The organism is Methylobacterium sp. Gmos3, from assembly GCF_056430985.1.
Genome location: NZ_JBWJYL010000004.1, coordinates 1 through 19,060 on the forward strand (window position 1 = coordinate 1; position 19,060 = coordinate 19,060).

Consider the following 19,060-nt stretch of genomic DNA (forward strand, 5'->3'; position numbering starts at 1 on the left):
CGCACGTGCAAAAACATTCCCTCTCACGACACCGCTTGGCGCGGGGTGGAGCAGTCCGGTAGCTCGTCAGGCTCATAACCTGAAGGTCGTTGGTTCAAATCCAACCCCCGCAACCAAACACACGAACAACCCGCCCGTCGAAAGACGCGGCGGGTTTTTCGTGTTCAGCCGTGCCCATCTCGGCAACGGGTTTTTCGTGTTCGGGCCTGCCCTCCACCGTCCGGCACCTTCCGTGCGATATGACGCGCCCGTGATAGGGCAACTTGAACAATACAACTTACGGATTTACAGTCTAATTGTTCTACTAAAGATCGAATATTTGAATATCCGCAATATAACTATTCCAAGCGATCACGATTCAAGATATTAATGGCCGCTGGCAGGCTGATGCGCTGCCGGAACGCGTTGCGGAGCGGCCTCGATGCCTCCCGAGTTACCGAAAACTGCCGGTATCATTGACCCGCCCAGCCTTTCGCGCTCGGTTGAGATGTTTTGGGGTCGTCGGTGACCGACAGACCTGTCCTTGTGACCGGCGGAGCCGGCTTTCTGGGGTCTCATCTCTGTGATCGCCTGTTGGCGAGGGGACGAGATGTTCTCTGCGTCGACAATTATTTCACAGGCCGTAGGCGGAATCTCGCGCATCTTCGGCAGCATCCCAGCTTCGAGGAAATGCGGCACGACATTACCTTTCCGCTCTACGTGGAAGTGAGCCAGATCTACAATCTGGCGTGCCCCGCCTCGCCGATGCATTACCAATTCGACCCGGTGCAGACGACGAAGACCTGTGTGGTTGGCGCTACCAACATGCTGGGTCTCGCCAAGCGACTGAAGGTCCGCATCCTCCAGGCCTCGACCTCGGAGGTCTACGGCGACCCCATCGTTCATCCTCAGCCCGAGGGATACTGGGGCCACGTCAATCCGATCGGGATCCGGGCCTGCTACGACGAGGGTAAGCGCTGCGCCGAGACCCTCTTCTTCGATTACCGCCGCCAGTACGGCCTCGATACGAAGGTTGTGCGGATCTTCAACACCTATGGCCCCCGCATGCGGCCCGATGACGGGCGTGTGGTGAGCAACTTCATCCTGCAGGCCCTGCAGGGTGAGCCGATCACCATTTTCGGCGACGGCACCCAGACCCGCAGCTTCTGCTACGTCGACGATCTGATCGAAGCGATGGTCCTGGCAATGGATCAGCCGTCCGAGTTCGGCGGCCCGCTCAATATCGGCAATCCCTGCGAATTCACGATCCTCGAACTGGCGGAGTGCGTGCTCCGGTTGACCGGCTCTCGCAGCCGGATCGTCCATCGGCCCCTCCCCTCCGACGATCCAAGGCAGCGCCGCCCGGATATCGAGCTCGCCCGCAGCCGGCTCGGGTGGGAGCCAACAGTGTCCCTCGAAGATGGGCTGCAAGAGACCATCCGGTACTTCCGAAGCCTCACGGCCTGACAGTGGCGGAACGAATGACGACAGACACCCTCCCCGCGCCGACTGCGCCCCATGACGATACCGCCATTGCGGAAGCGCGCTCGAGAGCTCTGCTTGCGATGAAGGCGCCGTCGCAGATGGATATCATCTGCATCGACATCACGAACAAATGCGATCTCGGCTGTTCCAATTGCACACGCCTGCTCGTCAACCAGGATAAACTCTGGGACATGACGCCGGAAAATTTCCGGCTCGCCGTGCAAAGTCTCCGTGACTACCCAGGCGTCATCGCGATCATCGGCGGTAATCCCTGCATGCATCCGCAATTCGCGCAGCTGTGCGAGATCTTCGCCGAGGAGATTCCCGACAAGGCGCAGCGCGGCCTGTGGACCAACAACACCTTCAAGCACACCGAGATCTCGAAGGAAATCTTCGGTGTGTTCAACCTCAATCCGCACAACAGCAAGCGCGGCGTCGCCTCACTGGCGCCGCTCAAGGAGTTGGGCTGGTACTACGAGGGTCACTCAGACCATTCGTCGCTGCTCGCCGCCATCCAGGACCTCTATGAGCCGGTCGAGATGTGGGAGCGGATCGGGCGCTGCGACATCAACCAGAACTGGTCGGCGTCGATCGTCCAAATCGGCGGCGAGCTGAGGGCTTATTTCTGCGAGGTGGCGGCTTCGTTCGACCTCGCCCGCGGCGGCAAGAACGGGCTTCCGGTGACGCCGGGCTGGTGGCGCGCACCGATGGAGACGTTTCACGCACAGGTCGATCGCTTCTGCCCCGGCTGCGGCGTCCCCGCCAAGGTGAAGGGCCACTTCGATCACGAGGAGATCGACACCTATTCCAGCACCAATGCCGACCTCGCCGAGAAATCCGCCGTGAAGAAGAAGCGCAAGATCCAAGAAGTCGATCGCACCACATTCCAAAGCGTCGAAGAGAAGCCCGTGACCCTCTATTCACCCAATCTCTACCGCAAGCCCGACCGCGAGGGCCCCCCGATCTACGTCGTGACCCCGTATCACACCGAATCCCTCGAGATGCTCCGGCGTTGCCATGAGAGCGTGATCGGCCAGGAGGTCGAGGTTCCGGTGTTCCATATCATGGTGTCGGATGGCCATGCCCGCCCCGAGATCGACCAGTGGGACGTCATCCATATCCGTCTGCCCAAGGAGCATGGCGACAACGGTAATACGCCTCGGGCGGTCGGGTCGATCGTCGCGCAGACGAACGGGGCGGATTTCATCGCCTACCTCGATGCCGACAACTGGTACTACCCGGACCACCTCGCGAGCATGCTGGAGGGACAGCGGCAGACCGGTGGCAGCGTGGTCTGCGCCTTCCGAGACTTTTACGATCCGAACGGTACGAAGCTCGAGATGACGGAAGTGGAGGAGGACAACCTCCAACACGTCGATACCAGTGCGCTCATGCTGCACAAATCCGTGTTCGACCTCATCCACTTGTGGTCGGCCATGCCGAAGACTCTGTCGCCGGTCTGCGATCGGATCTTCTACTTAGGCATTAAGAACCGAAAATATATGACTTGCTTCACGCGGAAACGGAGTGTCGCCTTCACGACGCTCTACGCGTCCCATTACGCGGCCTTGGGCCTCCCGGTGCCGGCTAACGGTAAGGCCGTCCCGGACGATGCCCTCATGGCTTACCTGACATCATCCCAAGGCGTGCATGAAACGGTGAGCCAGCTGGGTTTCTGGCCGCTCTCCGTCTGACGCCGACACCTTGCCATCCCTTCGACCCTCTCCGTCGTGGCGAGGGTCGTTCAACTGCATACTGCCCTGCGCACGCTGGGAGACCGGCACCGGAAACGGAACCTTGCAGGGTCCGATCCGACTGCCCCGCGACGGAAAGATGACCTATGTCCGTAGTTGCGCCAGATCAGGATAGAGCTGGACCGCTGATCTTCGTCGTCACGCCTTACTATCAAGAACCGCTGGAGTGGCTGCAGCGCTGCCACGAGAGCGTCATCAATCAGGACGTCGAGGCGCGCGTCAAACATATCATGATAGCGGACGGGCATGCTCGGCCGGAAATCGACGCCTGGGATGTGATCCATATCCGCCTGCCTACGGCGCACGGCGACAACGGCAATACCCCTCGGGCGGTCGGCTCGGCCGTTGCGCAGACGAACGGCGCCGACTTCATCGCGTTCCTTGATGCCGATAACTGGTACTACTCCAATCACCTCGCCAGCATGCTCGAAGGGCATCGGCAGACGGGCGCAAAGGTGATTTGTTCCTGGCGGGACTTCTTTGATGCCGAGGGCCAACAACTCGACATCGTTGAGGAGGATGAAGTAAACTTCGCTCACGTCGATACGAGCGGCTATATGCTGCACAAATCATGCTTCGATATCAACAGCATCTGGTCGAGCATGCCGCGTATCCTGACCCCCTGGTGTGACCGGGTCTTCTTCGCTGCCCTGAAGCACAGGCGATTGATGCTCTGCTTCACAAAGAAGCGGAGCGTAGCCTTCACGACGATCTACCAATTTCACTTCGATATGCTTGGCATTCCCGCGCCCGCAAACGCCAAGTCTCCGCCGATCCCTGAGATGGTCGCTTACTTGAGGTCGGAGCACGGCGCTCGCGAGCTGGTGAGCCGGATCGGGTTCTTGCCCTAACAAGGCGCCGGAAAAGTCCTGCGGAAGAGATGACGCTTCTCCACCCTCGACGATGCTCTCCGTCTTCGCGCGCGCAGCGAAGCAATCCAGGGCCAGCGGACCGATCCCGCACGGGGCACGTCCCCGGATTGCTTCGCTCAAGCTCGCAATGACGGCGGCGGAGGTCCGCTACTCCGCCGCTTGAGCGAGGTAGGACGCCGGGTCGTAATTGAGGATCGGGCCAAGCCAGCGCTCCACCGCCGCCACATCCATGCCCTTGCGGATGGCGTAATCCTCGACCTGATCGCGCTCCACCTTGGCGACACCGAAATAATGGGCGTCGGGGTGGGCGAGGTAGAGGCCCGAGACCGAAGAGCCCGGCCACATGGCGTAGGATTCGGTGAGCTTCACGCCGATGCGGCGCTCGGCCTTCAGCAGGTCGAACAGGGTCGTCTTCTCGGTGTGGTCGGGCTGGGCCGGGTAGCCCGGCGCCGGGCGGATGCCGGCATAGGGCTCGCCCGTCAATTGGTCCGGGGTGAAGGTTTCGTCCTGGGCGTAGCCCCAGAACTCGCGGCGGACGCGCTCGTGCATCCGCTCGGCGAAGGCCTCCGCGATGCGGTCGGCCAGGGCCTTCACCAGGATCGCACGGTAATCGTCGTTGGCGCGCTCGAAGCGCTCGGCGATGCGGACCTCCTCTAGGCCGGCCGTCACCACGAAGGCACCGACGTAATCCGCGATGCCCGTCTCGGCAGGAGCGACGAAGTCGGACAGGCAGAGGTTCGGGCGCCCGTCGCGCTTGGAGAGCTGCTGGCGCAGGCCGTGGAAGGTGGCGAGGCGCTCGCTGCGGGATTCGCCGGTCCACAGGGCGATGTCGTCGCCGATGCTGTTCGCCGGCCAGAAGCCGAGCACGGCCTTCGGGTTGAACCAGCGCTCCGCGACGATCTGCTTCAACATCTCCTGCGCGTCCTCATAGAGGACGCGGGCAGCCGGACCCTGCTCCGGGTCGTCGAGGATCGCCGGGAAGCGGCCCTTGAACTCGTAGGTCTGCAGGAACGGCGTCCAGTCGATGTAGGGCACGAGGTCGGCGACCTCATAGGAGCCGAAGACGCGGGCATCGGTGAAGGTCGGCTTCTTCGGCGCGTAGGCCGACCAATCCGCCTTGAAGGCGTTCGCACGGGCCTTGGCGAGCGGCAGGCGGAGCTTGTCGGCCTCGCCACGGGCATGGGCCTGGGCGACCTTGGCGTATTCGGCGCGCACCTTCTCGATGGTCGCGCCGCGCGTCTCCTTCGAGATCAGGCTCGACACGACGCCCACCGCGCGGCTCGCGTCGGTGACGTAGACTGCCTGGCCGCGCTCGTAGGCCGGGTGGATCTTCACCGCCGTGTGGACGCGGCTCGTCGTGGCACCGCCGATCAGGAGCGGGACATCGAACCCCTCGCGCTCCATCTCTCCGGCCACATGGACCATCTCGTCGAGGGAGGGCGTGATGAGGCCCGAGAGGCCGACGATGTCGACCTGCTCGCGCTTGGCCGTTTCGAGGATCTTGGCGGCCGGCACCATCACGCCGAGGTCGATGATCTCGTAATTGTTGCAGGCCAGCACGACGCCGACGATGTTCTTGCCGATGTCGTGGACGTCGCCCTTCACGGTGGCCATCAGCACCTTGCCGGCGGCCTGGCGCTTGCCGTCGCCGCCATTGGCCAGCTTCTCGGCCTCCATGTACGGCTCGAGATAGGCGACCGCCTGCTTCATCACGCGGGCCGACTTCACCACCTGCGGCAGGAACATCTTGCCCGCGCCGAACAGGTCGCCGACCACGTTCATGCCGGCCATGAGCGGCCCTTCGATGACGTGGAGCGGACGCTCGACGCCCTGACGCGCCTCCTCCGTGTCGGCGATGATGTAGTCGGTGATGCCGTTGACCAGCGCGTGCTCGATGCGCTTCGCGACCGGGGCCTCGCGCCACGTCAGGTCAGCGGTCCGGGCCTGGGCCGAGGCGCCGGTCTTGAACCGCTCGGCGGCTTCCAGAAGACGCTCGGTGGAATCGTCGCGGCGGTTGAGGACGACATCCTCGCACAGCTCGCGGAGTTCGGCGGGGATCTCGTCGTAGACGGCGAGCTGGCCGGCATTGACGATGCCCATGTCCATCCCGGCCTGGATGCAGTGGTACAGGAACACCGCGTGCATCGCCTCGCGCACCGGCTCGTTGCCGCGGAAGGCGAAGCTCAGGTTCGAGACGCCGCCCGAGATGTGGGCGTGGGGGAGGGTTTCCCGGATGGTGCGGGTCGCTTCGATGAAGGCGACGCCGTAGCCGTTGTGCTCCTCGATGCCGGTGGCGACCGCGAAGATGTTCGGGTCGAAGATGATGTCCTCCGGCGGGAAGCCGACCTGCTCGGTGAGGATCCGGTAGGCCTTGGTGCAGATCTCGACCTTGCGCTCGTAGCTGTCGGCCTGGCCCTGCTCGTCGAAGGCCATCACCACCACGGCCGCGCCGTAGGAGCGGCAGATCTTGGCGGCCTCGATGAACTTCTCCTCGCCCTCCTTCATGGAGATCGAGTTCACGATCGCCTTGCCCTGGATGCACTTCAGACCGGCTTCGATCACCTCGAACTTCGAGGAATCGACCATCACCGGCACGCGGGCGATGTCGGGCTCGGCGGCGACGAGGTTCAGGAACTCGACCATCGCCTTCTGCGAATCGAGCAGGCCCTCGTCCATGTTGACGTCGATCACCTGCGCGCCGGCCGCGACCTGATCGCGGGCGACATCGAGGGCCGCCGCGTAATCGCCGTTGGTGATGAGCTTGCGGAACTTGGCCGAGCCGGTGACGTTCGTGCGCTCGCCGACGTTGACGAAGGGAATCTCCTTCGTGAGCACGAAGGGCTCCAGGCCCGAGAGGCGCATCAGGCGCGGAACGTCGGGGATCTGGCGCGGGGCCTTCCCGGCCACGGCCTCCGCGATGGCGCGGATATGGTCAGGCGTGGTGCCGCAGCAGCCGCCGACCATGTTGACGAGGCCCGCTTCCGCGAACTCGCCCACCAGGGCGCCCATTGCCTCCGGGCTCTCGTCGTAGAGGCCGAACTCGTTCGGCAGGCCGGCATTCGGATAGGCGCAGACGAGGGTGTCGCAGAGCCGCGACAGCTCGGCGATGTGGCCGCGCATCTCGCGGGCGCCCAGCGCGCAGTTGAGGCCGAAGGTCAGCGGGTCGGAATGGCGCAGCGCATTCCAGAAGGCGGCCGGGGTCTGGCCCGAAAGGGTGCGGCCCGACAGGTCGGTGATGGTCCCCGAGATCTGAATCGGCAGCCGGATTCCGGTTTCCTCAAACACTTGCCACGCGGCGGCGACCGCCGCCTTGGCGTTGAGGGTGTCGAAGATCGTCTCGATCAGGATGAGTTCGGCGCCGCCGGCGATGAGGCCGCGCACCTGCTCGACGTAAGCCGTCTTCACCTGATCGAACGTCACCGCCCGGTAGCCGGGGTTGTTCACGTCCGGCGAGATCGAGAGCGTGCGGTTCGTCGGGCCGATGGCGCCGGCCACGAAGCGGCGGCGGCCGTCCTTCTGCTCGGCGAGCCGGGCGGCCTCGCGGGCGAGGCGGGCGCCCTGCTCGTTCAGCTCGTGGACGATCGATTCCATGCCGTAATCGGCCTGGGCGATGGTCGTGCCGGAGAAGGTGTTGGTCTCGCAGACATCGGCGCCCGCGAGGAAGTAGTCGAGGTGGATCTGCCGGATCGCGTCGGGCTGTGTGAGGATCAGGAGGTCGTTGTTGCCCTTCTGGTCGTGCCCATGATCCGTGAAGCGGCTGCCCCGGAAATCCTCCTCGGAGAATTTCAGGCGCTGGATCACCGTGCCCATCGCCCCGTCGAGCACGAGGATTTTTTCCGAGGCCCGCTCGCGCAGGGCCTTGGCGATTGCGGTGCCGTCGACGGGGGCGAAATCGGTCATCGTCAGTCCTTGAAACCGTTCTGGGGTGCCATCTCGGACCCGGCTCTGTCCGTCTTTGCGAGCGGAGCGAAGCAATCCAGCAGCGCTCCGTTCACCGATGTCGCGCTGCCCTGGGTCGCTTCGCTTCGCTCGCGATGACGGCGTGTCCGGTCACGCGGCCTTCGCGGCGGCGATCTTCGGGGCCTGATTGCGCAGGCCCAGGAGATGGCAGATCGCGTAGACGAGGTCCGAACGGTTCATCGAGTAGAAGTGGAAGTCGTTGATGCCCTCGTCGACGAGGTCGAGCACCTGCTCGGCGGCCACGGCGGCGGCCACGAGGCGGCGGGTCTCGACGTCGTCGTCCAGGCCCTCGAACCGGGCGGCGAGCCAGTAGGGCACCGAGGCGCCGGTGCGGCGGGCGAAGTTCGCTGCCTGCTTGAAGTTCTGCACCGGCAGGATGCCCGGCAGGATCGGGATGGTGATCCCGGCCGCCCTCACCTTCTCCATATAGCGCAGGAACACCTCGTTCTCGAAGAAGAACTGGGTGATCGCCTGGTCCGCGCCGGCATCGACCTTGGCCTTCAGGGCATCGATGTCGGCTTCGAGGCTCGCGGCCTCGGGGTGCTTCTCGGGATAGGCCGAGACCGAGACCTTGAAGTCGCCGATCCGCTTGATGCCGGCCACCAGTTCGGCGGTGGAGGCGTAACCGCCCGGATGCGGCCGGAAGGCGTGCCCGACGCCCTCGGCCGGATCGCCGCGCAGGGCCACGATGTGGCGCACGCCGGCATCCCAGTAGGACTGGACCACCGCGTCGATCTCCTCGCGGGTGGCGTCGACGCAGGTCAGGTGGGCGGCCGGCTTCAGCGTGGTCTCGCGCACCATGCGCGCGACGGTGTTGTGCGTGCGCTCACGGGTGGAGCCGCCCGCGCCGTAGGTCACGGACACGAATTTCGGCTGCAGCGGCGCGAGGCGCTCGATGGAGCTCCACAGAACCTTCTCCATCTCCTCGCTCTTGGGCGGGAAGAACTCGATGGAGACGCGGATGGGGTGGTAGCCGTCGCGGCTGGCGCGTGTGGTCCGGGCCATGGTGTTCGTTGCTCCTCGTCCTCAAGATCCGACGGTTCGGACGACAGTCCCTTGGTGAATTCTCAGGCGACCGCGCGGCCCTGCATCCAGGCCGCATCGTTTCCTTGCCCCTGCCCTTCCCCCTCCGCCAGCCACAGCGTGACCGTGAGCTGGTCCGTCGCGGTCGGCGCGAGGTCGCGGGCGGTCACGTCCGGCAGACCCGCCTCGGCGAGCCAGCCGGCGATCTGCTCCGTGGAGAAGCCGAGCCGGCGGTGTGCCTGGGCGGTGCGCAGGAATTCGAGATCGTGCGGGGCGAAATCGACCACCAGCAGGCGCCCTCCCGGCGCGACGAGGCGCGCGGCGGCCTTCAGCGCGCGGGCCGGGTCGTCGAGGTAGTGCAGCACCTGATGCACGATCACAAGGTCGAACCCGGCCTTGGCGAAGGGAGGGGCGTGGATGTCGCCCTGGCGCAGTTCCACCCGCGCGAGGCCGCGGCGCTCCAGATTGGCGCGGGCGACGGACAGCATGGCATGGTTCGAATCGAGCCCGACCGCCCTCCCCGCCAGCGGGGCGAGCAGCCCGAGCATCCGGCCGGTGCCGGTGCCGAGATCGAGCAGGCTTCCGATGGGACGCGGCCCGAGGGCGTCGAGCACGGCGGCCTCGACGATGGCCTCCGGCACATGGAGCGAGCGCAACTCATCCCATTTCGGCGCGAGCCGGGCGAAGAAGCTCTGCGCGGTCTCGGCCCGCTGCGTCCGCACCGCGTCGAGTCGCGCGCGGTCCTCAGACAGTGGCGGGGCGGCCCGGTCGAGGCCGGCGACCAACTGGTCGGCGAAGCCGGCGCGGTGCTCCGCCAGACGGAAGAAGGCCCACGCACCCTCGCGGTGCCGCTCCACCAGCCCGGCCTCGACGAGGAGCTTCAGGTGGCGGGAGATGCGCGGCTGCGATTGGCCGAGGATATCGGTGAGGTCCGAGACCGACAGCTCGCCCTCCGCCAGCAGGGCGAGGATGCGCAGGCGCGTCTCCTCCGCCGCAGCGCGCAGGACGGCCAGGGCCTGGGGAAAGGGGACCGACCCCGCCTCTCGCTGGTGATCGATAGACATAAAGATATCTTTATGTGCGTTCCGCCCGGGGCGCAAGGGCAAATCCGCCCGTGTCGTCCGCCTGGAACCGGCGGCGAAGGCGTGCTCTTTTGAAATCACTGTTTCCCACGAGGAGGCTCTTCGTGTTCGGCATCCTGCGCACCCTGGGCTTGGCCCTGGGCCTCCTCGGCGGCGCCATCGCGGCGCAGGCGCCCGAATTCGCGCAGCAATACGCGCAACGCCTCGGCGGCGCCGTCGATGAGTTGCGCCGGGAGATCGCGACGCTCGAATCGGATGCGCTGGCGAGCGGGACCACCCGCGACGGTGCGGTGGACCGTTTGCGCAGCAATCCTGACGGGTTGGTGGCCCGGCGGGGCGACGCGGCGCAGGCCGACATCGCCCGGCTCGCCCGCCTCTCCGCGCAGCAGCAGGCCCTGACCGAGACGACGAGTCCCCTCGGGCGGACCGTCGCCGTGATCCGCGATCCCGACATGGGCATCGCCAGGGCGACCCTGCATGATTACCAACCGGCCGTGCCGACGAATGCGGACGGCTTGACTGCGGGCCTCGTCGGCTTTCTCGCTGCATGGGGTGGCTGGCGCGTTCTGTCCGATCTCGGCCGCCGCGCCACCCGCCGCCGGTCGCGGCAGCCCGCGACGGTCGCCTGAGTGAAGAGCAGTGGCGGGGTGTTGCCGGGCGTCTACAGCCCTGTGCCCGCCGCTTGCTTATCGAGCTTGGATCCGCTCGCTCCGGATCGGATGGGGCGTACCATGCCACGCGCGTCGACACAGACGATCGACCCTGCCCTCGACGCCGCCGCCCTGTTGCGGCGCGTCGGGTTCTTCGGCCTGTTCGTCGTCCTGCCTGTCCTGGCCCAGGTCGCCCGCCGGGCGGCGGTCATCCTCGCGCCCATCGCCGTCGTGCTGCTGCTGATCGCCAGCGGGATCGACCGGCGCCAGCGGCCGACCCTGCCCGCCATCCGCCGGCTCCTCACGGCGCCTGCCTTCCTGGCGGGCAGCCTCGTCGTGCTGTGGTCGGGCCTGTCGCTGGCCTGGACGCCCTTCCTCGGCCCGGCGGGGGAACGGCTCGCCAACCTCGTGGCGACCATCGGCCTCGGCCTCGCCGCCTATCTCGTCCTGCCCGACCGGATGCGCTCGGCGAACCTCTATCTCCTGCCGCTCGGCGTTACGGCGGGCGCCATCGTCGCCATCGGGCTCGGAATCTCGGGCGCGCGGATGGCGCCGGGCATGGAGGATGACGGCGCCCTCGACCGGGGCCTGATCCTGCTCATCCTTCTCGTCTGGCCCGCCCTCGCCTGGCTGCGTTCCCGCCGCCGCGACCGGGAGGCGCTGGTCGTCGCCCTGCTCGTGGCCGTGGCCCTGACCGTACAGCCGGACGCCACGCAGATCGCCGCGCTCGCCGTCGGCGCCCTCGTCTACGCGCTGACGAGCCTCCGGCAGAAGGCGGGCGTGGCCGCCACGGCCCTGGTCGCGTCGATCCTGCTCGCCGCCGCGCCGATCCTGCCCTTCCTCGCGCGGCCCGTGGCCTCGGCCATGTTCGGGCCGGTGAGCCCGGCCGCCCTTTCCCTGAAGAGCTGGCAGAAGGTCGTGACCACCGAGCCGGTGCGCCTCGTGACCGGCCATGGGCTGGAGACCGCCCTGCGGGGCCGCGTCGTCGGGCTGGTGCCGGCCAACGCGCCGACCACGGCTCTCTTCGAATTCTGGTACGAGCTCGGCGTCGTCGGCGCTCTCGCCGCCGCCTTCGCCCTCTATGCGTCGATCCGCAGGGCGGGACGGGACGCGCCCGCGCTGGTGCCCGGCGCCATGGCCTGCTTCGCCAGCGCCTTCGCGGTGGCCTGCCTCGGCGTCGGCCTCACCACGGTGTGGTGGCTGGCGACGCTCGCCATCGCGGTGATGGTGTTCGTGACGGTGGAGCGCGGGCAGTTCCGCACCAGCCGCCCCAAGGTGGCCCGCCTGCGCCGGCTCCGGGACGACGGACCGGTCGCGGGCTGAAGCCCGGGGAGGCGGCCCCGCCGGAGCGGGCGCCGCCTCTGTGCCGGAACCGGGAGCCGGCTCGTCAGTTCATCACGTGCAGCGAGACCCACGAGGTCCCGCCCATGCCGAGCGCCCGCGCCGAACCGCGCGAGAGATCGATGATCCGCCCGTGAACGAAGGGGCCACGATCGTTGATCCGGACGACGATCGACCGGCCGGTACGGCGGTTCTCGACCCGCACGCGGGTGCCGAACGGCAGCGTGCGATGGGCTGCGGTCAGCCCGTTGGGATTGAAGCGCTCACCGTTCGCCGTGCGATGTCCGCTGCCGTACCAGGATGCGTTGCCGCTTTGGGCGGCGACCGGGGAAACGGCGCCGACGGCGCCAGCCAGCATTCCGAGGACGACAGCGATCTTACCGAAACCAACCTTCATTTGTCCGCGCATTCCCTTGTTGTTAGCGGGGCGGCGCCAGTCGTTTCGGAAACCGGCAGCAATATGGCGGCAAACTACCTGATTTCGCGGCCGTAATTTCGCCGCATTGATACTGAAGTCGAACGTTACATGCGGTCGACCGAGGCTATTATTGCCGACGAAGTAAAAAATACTTGGAGCGAATGCTGGGGAAGTATCGCGATAGATTAGCGATATCAGCCGGAATGGCATCGATGATGCGAGAATTATCCTAGTTCTGCGCACAGCGAGGGGCTGCATCCCGCTCAGGCGGAAGCTCGCGGGCCGGCGCGAATGCGGCCGGGTCAGAACGGGACGCCTTTTTGGAAACAGGCTGAACGCGGTTTTTACCGTAGCCGACGCATGGTCAGCCGGTCAGTCGCGTAAACGGTGTGTCTCATGGCTTCCCAGCGTACCGTGGCAGCCGACGCCTTCGCCCGGAAACAGGTCTCGCGTGCCGGGCGGCCCGCGTCGGCGCCACGGATGGGTTACTCTGCCCAGCCGTCGCCACTCAGGTCCAAGGACCTTCCCCTCGACACGGTGCTCGTCGGCGATTGCATCGCCGCCATGAACGCCCTTCCGGCGTCCAGCGTCGACTGCGTGTTCGCGGACCCGCCCTACAATCTCCAGCTGGGTGAGGCCGGGCTGCTGCGCCCTGACCAGAGCCGCGTCGACGCCGTCGACGACGACTGGGACAAGTTCGCGAGCTTCCCCGCCTACGACGCCTTCACCCGCGAATGGCTGGCCGCCGCCCGCCGGGTGATGAAGCCGAATGCGACCCTCTGGGTCATTGGGTCATACCACAACATCTTCCGCGTCGGCAGCGCGCTTCAGGATCTCGGTTACTGGATCCTCAACGACATCGTCTGGCGCAAGGCGAACCCGATGCCGAACTTCCGCGGCAAGCGGTTCACCAATGCCCACGAAACCCTGATCTGGGCGTCGCGCTCGGCGGAATCGAAGGGCTACACCTTCCATTACGACGCGCTGAAGGGGGGCAACGAAGACCTCCAGATGCGCTCGGACTGGTTCATCCCCCTCTGCACGGGCGATGAGCGGCTGAAGGACGAGGAGGGCCGGAAGGTCCACCCGACGCAGAAGCCGGAGGCGCTGCTCGCCCGCACCCTGCTCGCCGCCACCAATCCCGGCGACGTGGTGCTCGACCCGTTCTTCGGCACCGGCACGACCGGCGCCGTGGCGAAGCGCCTGGGCCGCCGCTTCATCGGCATCGAGCGCGATCCCGGCTACGCCGCCGCCGCGCGGGAGCGGATCGCGGGCGTCGAGACTCTGTCGCAGGCCGCCCTGCTCGTGGCGCCGACCAAGCGCGCGGAGCCGCGCGTGCCGTTCCTCTCGGTGATCGAGGCCGGGCTGGTCCGGGCCGGCGAGACGCTCTGCGACGAGCGCGGGCGCTACCGGGCCACGGTGCGCCCGGACGGGCAGCTCGACAACGGCTTGGTCGTGGGCTCGATTCACAAGATCGGCGCCCTCGTGCAGGGCCTGCCGGCCTGCAACGGCTGGACCTTCTGGCACGCCGAGCGCGGCGGCCGGAAAACCTGCATCGACCTGTTCCGCAACGAGATCCGCGCGACGATGGGCGGGGCCTGAAGACGATCGGCTTCCTCCCGCCCCGATCCTCAGCGTCTGGCCGGAAACGCGCGTGTTCCCCTCTCCCCGCCTGCGGGGAGAGGCCCGGTTGCACCTTGTCGTGCAACCGGGAAGCGGAGGCGCAGCCGGAGCGGCGGTGAGGGGGCTTCCCGGATGAGGCTCACCCGGCACGCCCCCTCACCCTCGGCTGCCGCCTCGCCGCGCCGACGACGAGGTCGTCGCGGCCCTCTCCCCGCGAGCGGGGCGAGGGGAGTCCACGCCGTCTCGATCCGACTCTCATGATGAGGCGGTGGGTTGGACGATCCCTCTCGTGGTGCCGCCGGAAAAGGCGCGGGTTCCCCTCTCCCCGCCTGCGGGGAGAGGCCCGGTTGCACCTTGTCGTGCAACCTGGAAGCGGAGGCGCAGCCGGAGCGGCGGTTAGGGGGCTTCCCGGAGGAGTCTTGTCCGTCCCGCCCACTCACCCTCGGCTGCCGCCTCGCCGCGCCGACGACGGGGTCGTCGCGGCCCTCTCCCCGCGAGCGGGGCGAGGGGAACGAACACCTTCCTGACCGGACTCTCACACCACGTCAGTCCGATGCCGGGACGCGCTGCGCGCCCCCTACCGCGCCTTCGGCCCGCCCTTTCGTGGCGGGGCGGCGGCGATGGGCCGGCGGGAGAGAACCTTCGGCAGGGGAGCCCGGCGGACCGGCGGCGCGCCGGGCGGTGGCGTGGCGAGGTCGGGTTCCGGCTCGGGCTTCGGTGCGGGCGGCGGGCTCAGCTTCTGCTCCAGCGCGTGGGCCAGCACCTTCTTCATCGCGCCCGGCAGGGGTTCGTCGCCGAGCCCGGCGGGTGGAGTGAAGCGCATCCCCTCAGGCGCCCCCATATCGGCCGCGACCCGCGCCATGAACACCGTCAGTTCCAGCGGGAAATGCGTGAAGACGTGCCGCACGGTGCCGGGCAGGCGCTTCCAGCGGGCGTCGAGGGGCGCGTCGAGGAGCGCCTGGGCCGGATCGTAATCCGGCCGCCATTCGCTCGTGGGCGGCTCGGCCATGGCGCCGAGGAGGCCGCTCGCCGGCCGGGTCCGCAGCAGGATCGCCCCGTCCCCTGCCCGCTGCACCACGAAGGCCGCGCCCCGCCGCAGGGCGCCCGCCTCCTTCTTCACCTTTCGCGGAAACGTCTCCTGCGTATTCTCACGCCGGGCCACACAGGGCAGCATCCAGGGGCACAGGGCGCAGGCCGGGCGCTTCGGCGTGCACAAGGTCGCGCCGAGATCCATGACAGCCTGCGCGAAATCCCCCGGCCGCGTCTGCGGCACCAGCGCTTCGGCGAGCGTCCGCAAAGCGGGCCGGGCGGCTGGCAGGGGCTGCTCCACCGCGAAGAGCCGCGAGACGACCCGCTCGACATTGCCGTCCACCGCCGCCGCCGGCCTGTCGAAGGCGATGGCCGCGATGGCACCCGCCGTGTAAGCGCCGATGCCGGGGAGCTTGCGCAGGCCCTCCACCGTATCGGGGAAGAGCCCCCCTTCCGCCACCACCGCCCGCGCGCAGGCATGGAGGTTGCGCGCTCGCGAATAGTAGCCGAGCCCCGCCCAGGCGCTCATCACCGCCTCCTCCGGCGCGGCGGCGAGGGCCGCGACATCGGGGAAGCGTTCGAGGAAGCGGGCGAAATAGGGCTTCACCGCCGTGACGGTGGTCTGCTGCAGCATGATCTCGGACAGCCAGACCCGGTAGGGATCCGGCACCTCGCCGGGCAGCGCGCGCCAGGGCAGCGCGCGGCGATGGCGGTCGTACCAGACCAGCAGGTCGGCCGCCTCGGGCCGGGCGCCCTGTCTTGAGTGTGACGCCGCGGGCGTTACCATGCGCTGCCCTTAACCGGTTTTTCGCGTCTGCGGGAGCAGGTTTTCGGCGACCGGACACGACGCATTCGATGGCACGCCCGAAGCCCCTCGCCGAACTGATCGATTCCTGCATCGGCCCGGCCTTCGCCGCGCAGGGCTTCGCCTCGACCGACATCCTCGCCGCCTGGCCGGAGATCGTCGGCGAACGGCTCGCCCGCTATTGCCGGCCCGCCAAGCTCGAATGGCCGCGCCGCCGCCGCGCGGAGGACGGAAGCGGGCCGGAGCCCGGCACGCTGATCGTGCGCGTCGAGGGCGTCTTCGCCATCGAGTTGCAGCACCTCGCCCCCGTCGTGGTCCAGCGCATCAACGCCCATTACGGCTGGGCCTGCGTCGGCAAGATCGTGCTCAAGCAGGATCGGGTGGGGCAGCGCGGCGCCGCCTCGGCCACCCGGGGCATCGACCCCGCCCGCCGGGGCGAGGTGGCCAAGGCGGTCTCGGCCATCGAGGATCCCGGCCTGCGCGAGGCGCTGGACCGGTTGGGCATCGCCGCCGTGGCCGCCGCCCCCGACGCGAGCCGGACCGTCAAGAAGCCTTGAGGCGGGAGCGCCCTCGCGCCGCCTTGCCAGCCATGCCTTCCGCAGATACCCGGTTGTCGAACGACACACGCCAGCCGGCGGAGGCATGACGCCAATGACCACCCGACGCGACGCCCTGAAACTGACCGGCCTCGTCACCGCCGGCCTCGCCCTCCCCGCCTTCGTCGCCCCGGCCTACGCCGACACGGTCGACAACGCCGCGCTGCTCCAGCCCGGCCCCCTGGGCGACGTCTGGCTCGGCCCGGCCGACGCCAAGTGCACCATCATCGAGTACGCCTCGATGACCTGCCCGCACTGCGCGAAGTTCCACAAGGAGACGTGGCCGGAGTTGCGCAAGCGCTACATCGACACCGGCAAGGTGCGGTTCACCCTGCGCGAGTTCCCCCTCGATCCCCTCGCCACCGCCGGTTTCATGCTGGCCCGCTGCGAGGGCGACAAGATGTACTATCCGATCACCGACCTGCTCTTCGACCAGCAGCAGGGCTGGGCCTTCACCCAGAAACCCGTCGACAACCTCGAGCAGATGCTCAAGCAGGCGGGCTACACGAAGGACAAGTTCGAGGCCTGCCTCAAGAACGAGAAGATCTATGCCGGCATCAACGCCGTGAAGCAGCGCGGCATGGACGTGTTCAAGGTCGATTCGACGCCGACCTTCTTCATCAACGGCGAACGCTACACCGGCGAGCAGACCCTCGAGGCGATGGAGAAGGTGATCAAGCCGATCATCGGGGCCTGAGCACTCGGCCACACGCGGCCGTGAGGACGGGTGGCGGGAAAAGCTCGCTGAAACGCCCGAAAACGTAACGTTGACAATGAGTTGCGACGATGGGCGGTTGCCTTGACACCCAAGGTAGGCGAAACTATGGTGCGCCCCGCTCGAAGGGGGCTTCCAGCAGATTCCGGGTCCGGATTTCCCGAGGGTTAGAGCCGTGAACGGCGACGACGCGAGGGACGGAAACGGAGACGCAGGCAAGCCGCCGGAGGGTGACCTCTCCGCGAGGCTCAGGCGTCTTGAAGCGCAGATCGAACGGAAGCGGCCATCGGCTGCTCCCGGCACGTCGTCGCGCCCACAGGACACTGGCCGCACCCCGCTCGCTCAGGCGATGACGCTCTCCACGGAGTTCGTCGCCGGTGTGATCGCGGGGGGCATCCTCGGCTGGATCGTCGACCACGTCTTCGGGACGAAACCCTGGGGACTGATCGTCCTCCTGCTGCTCGGATGCGTGGCAGGCTTCTACAACGTGTTGCGGGCCTCCGGGTTCGGCGGTACGCGCCCTCAGCGGCGCGACGGATCGGATCGCTGAGGCAGGCGCTGAAGTCGGCGCCGGAGAGAGATCAAGAAGGGCGGGAGCGGGCATGGCGGTCACGATCGACCCGATTCACCAATTCGAGCTGAAGACCCTCGTGCCGCTCGGCCATATCGGCCATCAGCAGCTCGCGTTCACCCAATCCGCGCTGTACATGTTCGCCGCCGTGGGCGTGATCGCCCTGATCACCATCGTGGCGACGGCGTCGCGGGCGATCGTGCCGGGCCGCGTCCAGTCGCTGGCGGAAGTCTTCTACGAGTTCATCGACGACACGCTCTTCCAGGCGACCGGCGAACAGGGCCGGAAGTTCATGCCGCTCGTGTTCTCGCTGTTCATGTTTGTGCTGATCCTCAACCTGTTCGGCATGATTCCCTACGCCTTCGCGGTGACCAGCCACCTCATCATCACCTTCGGCCTCGCCGCCCTGGTGATCAGCGTGGTGGTGGGCTACGGCGTGTACAAGCACGGCGCCCATTTCTTCGGCCTGTTCGTGCCGTCGGGCGTGCCGAAGGTGCTCCTGGCGATCCTCGTCCCGATCGAGGTGATCTCCTTCATCTCGCGCCCGATCAGCCTGTCGGTTCGTCTCTTCGCGAACATGCTCGCCGGCCACATCGCGATGAAGATCTTCGCCTTCTTCGTGGTTCAGCTTCTTCTCGCCGGGGCCTGGAGCGTGCTATCGCCCCTCCCGCTGTTCCTGACGATCGCCCTGACCGCCCTCGAATTCCTCGTGGCGGCCCTTCAGGCCTACGTCTTCGCGACGCTCACGGCGATCTACCTGAACGACGCTCTTCACCCCGGCCACTGACGACCGGCCGGCTTCCCCGCCGCGAACCTCGCGCACGTTTCTCGAGAAAGACCTCAGGAGTTACCATGGATCCCGTCGCTGCGAAGTACATCGGCGCCGGCCTCGCTTGCCTCGGCATGGCGGGCGCGGGCATCGGCCTCGGCAACCTGTTCGGTCAGTTCCTTGCCGGCGCCCTTCGCAACCCGTCCGCCGCCGACGGCCAGCGCGCCACCCTGCTCCTGGGCTTCGCCCTCACCGAGGCGCTCGGCATCTTCTCGCTGCTGATCGCGCTGCTGCTGCTCTTCGCCGTCTGATCGGCTCTCGCCGGGGTCCTCGGGTCCCGGCTCAGGCGGCGCTCCGGCGCCGCCTGTCTCACGGGAGGGTGACGTCC

At 67.3% G+C, this 19,060-nt stretch carries 16 protein-coding genes and 1 tRNA gene; 12 read left to right on the forward strand and 5 right to left on the reverse strand.

What is annotated here, in order from left to right:
* Positions 1-39: 39 nt before the first annotated feature.
* The 4 genes from ACS5Q7_RS08890 to ACS5Q7_RS08905 all read left to right on the forward strand — a co-directional run bounded on the left by ACS5Q7_RS08890 (position 40) and on the right by ACS5Q7_RS08905 (position 4,069).
* Positions 40-116: transfer RNA gene (locus tag ACS5Q7_RS08890), tRNA-Met, on the forward strand.
* A gap of 409 nt (positions 117-525) precedes the next feature.
* The gene (locus ACS5Q7_RS08895) at positions 526-1,446 is read left to right on the forward strand and encodes a UDP-glucuronic acid decarboxylase family protein (protein WP_478338977.1); all 921 of its coding nucleotides are present in this window, start codon (positions 526-528) and stop codon (positions 1,444-1,446) included.
* 14 nt (positions 1,447-1,460) lie between these two features.
* Positions 1,461-3,158 carry a glycosyltransferase gene (locus ACS5Q7_RS08900; protein ID WP_478338978.1) on the forward strand — a complete coding sequence of 566 codons (1,698 nt, stop codon included), beginning with the start codon at positions 1,461-1,463 and terminating at the stop codon, positions 3,156-3,158.
* 146 nt (positions 3,159-3,304) lie between these two features.
* Positions 3,305-4,069 (forward strand): glycosyltransferase, encoded by a 765-nt coding sequence (locus tag ACS5Q7_RS08905; RefSeq protein ID WP_478338979.1) that lies wholly within the window; start codon positions 3,305-3,307, stop codon positions 4,067-4,069.
* 168 nt (positions 4,070-4,237) lie between these two features.
* Here ACS5Q7_RS08905 and metH read toward each other — a convergent pair whose 3' ends face one another.
* From metH to ACS5Q7_RS08920, 3 genes are all read right to left on the reverse strand, one after another.
* The gene (gene metH / locus ACS5Q7_RS08910; protein WP_478338980.1) at positions 4,238-7,990 is read right to left on the reverse strand and encodes a methionine synthase; all 3,753 of its coding nucleotides are present in this window, start codon (positions 7,988-7,990) and stop codon (positions 4,238-4,240) included.
* A 150-nt stretch (positions 7,991-8,140) separates the two neighbouring features.
* Positions 8,141-9,055: a methylenetetrahydrofolate reductase [NAD(P)H] gene (gene metF, locus ACS5Q7_RS08915; protein WP_478338981.1), complete on the reverse strand. Its 915-nt coding sequence runs from the start codon at positions 9,053-9,055 to the stop codon at positions 8,141-8,143.
* 62 nt (positions 9,056-9,117) lie between these two features.
* Positions 9,118-10,137, reverse strand: a complete 1,020-nt coding sequence (locus tag ACS5Q7_RS08920; RefSeq protein WP_478338982.1) for an ArsR/SmtB family transcription factor — start codon at positions 10,135-10,137, stop codon at positions 9,118-9,120.
* A gap of 122 nt (positions 10,138-10,259) precedes the next feature.
* Here ACS5Q7_RS08920 and ACS5Q7_RS08925 point away from each other — a divergent pair, with 122 nt between their 5' ends.
* Both ACS5Q7_RS08925 and ACS5Q7_RS08930 read left to right on the forward strand, forming a co-directional pair.
* Positions 10,260-10,784, forward strand: coding sequence for a DUF2937 family protein (locus ACS5Q7_RS08925; RefSeq protein ID WP_478338983.1), 525 nt, complete (start codon positions 10,260-10,262; stop codon positions 10,782-10,784).
* A 102-nt stretch (positions 10,785-10,886) separates the two neighbouring features.
* The gene (locus tag ACS5Q7_RS08930) at positions 10,887-12,128 is read left to right on the forward strand and encodes a peptide ABC transporter permease (RefSeq protein WP_478338984.1); all 1,242 of its coding nucleotides are present in this window, start codon (positions 10,887-10,889) and stop codon (positions 12,126-12,128) included.
* A 64-nt stretch (positions 12,129-12,192) separates the two neighbouring features.
* Here the strand turns inward: ACS5Q7_RS08930 and ACS5Q7_RS08935 are convergent, their stop codons facing one another.
* Positions 12,193-12,543, reverse strand: a complete 351-nt coding sequence (locus ACS5Q7_RS08935) for a septal ring lytic transglycosylase RlpA family protein (protein WP_478338985.1) — start codon at positions 12,541-12,543, stop codon at positions 12,193-12,195.
* A gap of 417 nt (positions 12,544-12,960) precedes the next feature.
* On the opposite strand from ACS5Q7_RS08935, the gene ACS5Q7_RS08940 reads away from it, so the two are divergent.
* Positions 12,961-14,166, forward strand: a complete 1,206-nt coding sequence (locus ACS5Q7_RS08940; RefSeq protein ID WP_478338986.1) for a DNA methyltransferase — start codon at positions 12,961-12,963, stop codon at positions 14,164-14,166.
* A 598-nt stretch (positions 14,167-14,764) separates the two neighbouring features.
* Here ACS5Q7_RS08940 and mutY read toward each other — a convergent pair.
* Positions 14,765-16,003: an A/G-specific adenine glycosylase gene (gene mutY / locus ACS5Q7_RS08945; protein WP_478338987.1), complete on the reverse strand. Its 1,239-nt coding sequence runs from the start codon at positions 16,001-16,003 to the stop codon at positions 14,765-14,767.
* Positions 16,004-16,071: 68 nt separating this feature from the next.
* On the opposite strand from mutY, the gene ACS5Q7_RS08950 reads away from it, so the two are divergent.
* From ACS5Q7_RS08950 to ACS5Q7_RS08970, 5 genes are all read left to right on the forward strand, one after another.
* Positions 16,072-16,578: a DUF721 domain-containing protein gene (locus ACS5Q7_RS08950; RefSeq protein WP_478338988.1), complete on the forward strand. Its 507-nt coding sequence runs from the start codon at positions 16,072-16,074 to the stop codon at positions 16,576-16,578.
* Between the two features lie 94 nt (positions 16,579-16,672).
* Complete coding sequence (locus ACS5Q7_RS08955) at positions 16,673-17,314, forward strand: DsbA family protein (RefSeq protein WP_478338989.1); 642 nt, start codon at positions 16,673-16,675, stop codon at positions 17,312-17,314.
* Between the two features lie 193 nt (positions 17,315-17,507).
* Positions 17,508-17,882 carry an AtpZ/AtpI family protein gene (locus ACS5Q7_RS08960; RefSeq protein WP_243954490.1) on the forward strand — a complete coding sequence of 125 codons (375 nt, stop codon included), beginning with the start codon at positions 17,508-17,510 and terminating at the stop codon, positions 17,880-17,882.
* Between the two features lie 52 nt (positions 17,883-17,934).
* On the forward strand, positions 17,935-18,690 hold the full coding sequence (locus tag ACS5Q7_RS08965; RefSeq protein WP_478338990.1) for a F0F1 ATP synthase subunit A: 756 nt from the start codon (positions 17,935-17,937) through the stop codon (positions 18,688-18,690).
* Positions 18,691-18,755: 65 nt separating this feature from the next.
* Positions 18,756-18,983 carry a F0F1 ATP synthase subunit C gene (locus ACS5Q7_RS08970; protein WP_007566773.1) on the forward strand — a complete coding sequence of 76 codons (228 nt, stop codon included), beginning with the start codon at positions 18,756-18,758 and terminating at the stop codon, positions 18,981-18,983.
* Positions 18,984-19,060 lie beyond the last annotated feature (77 nt).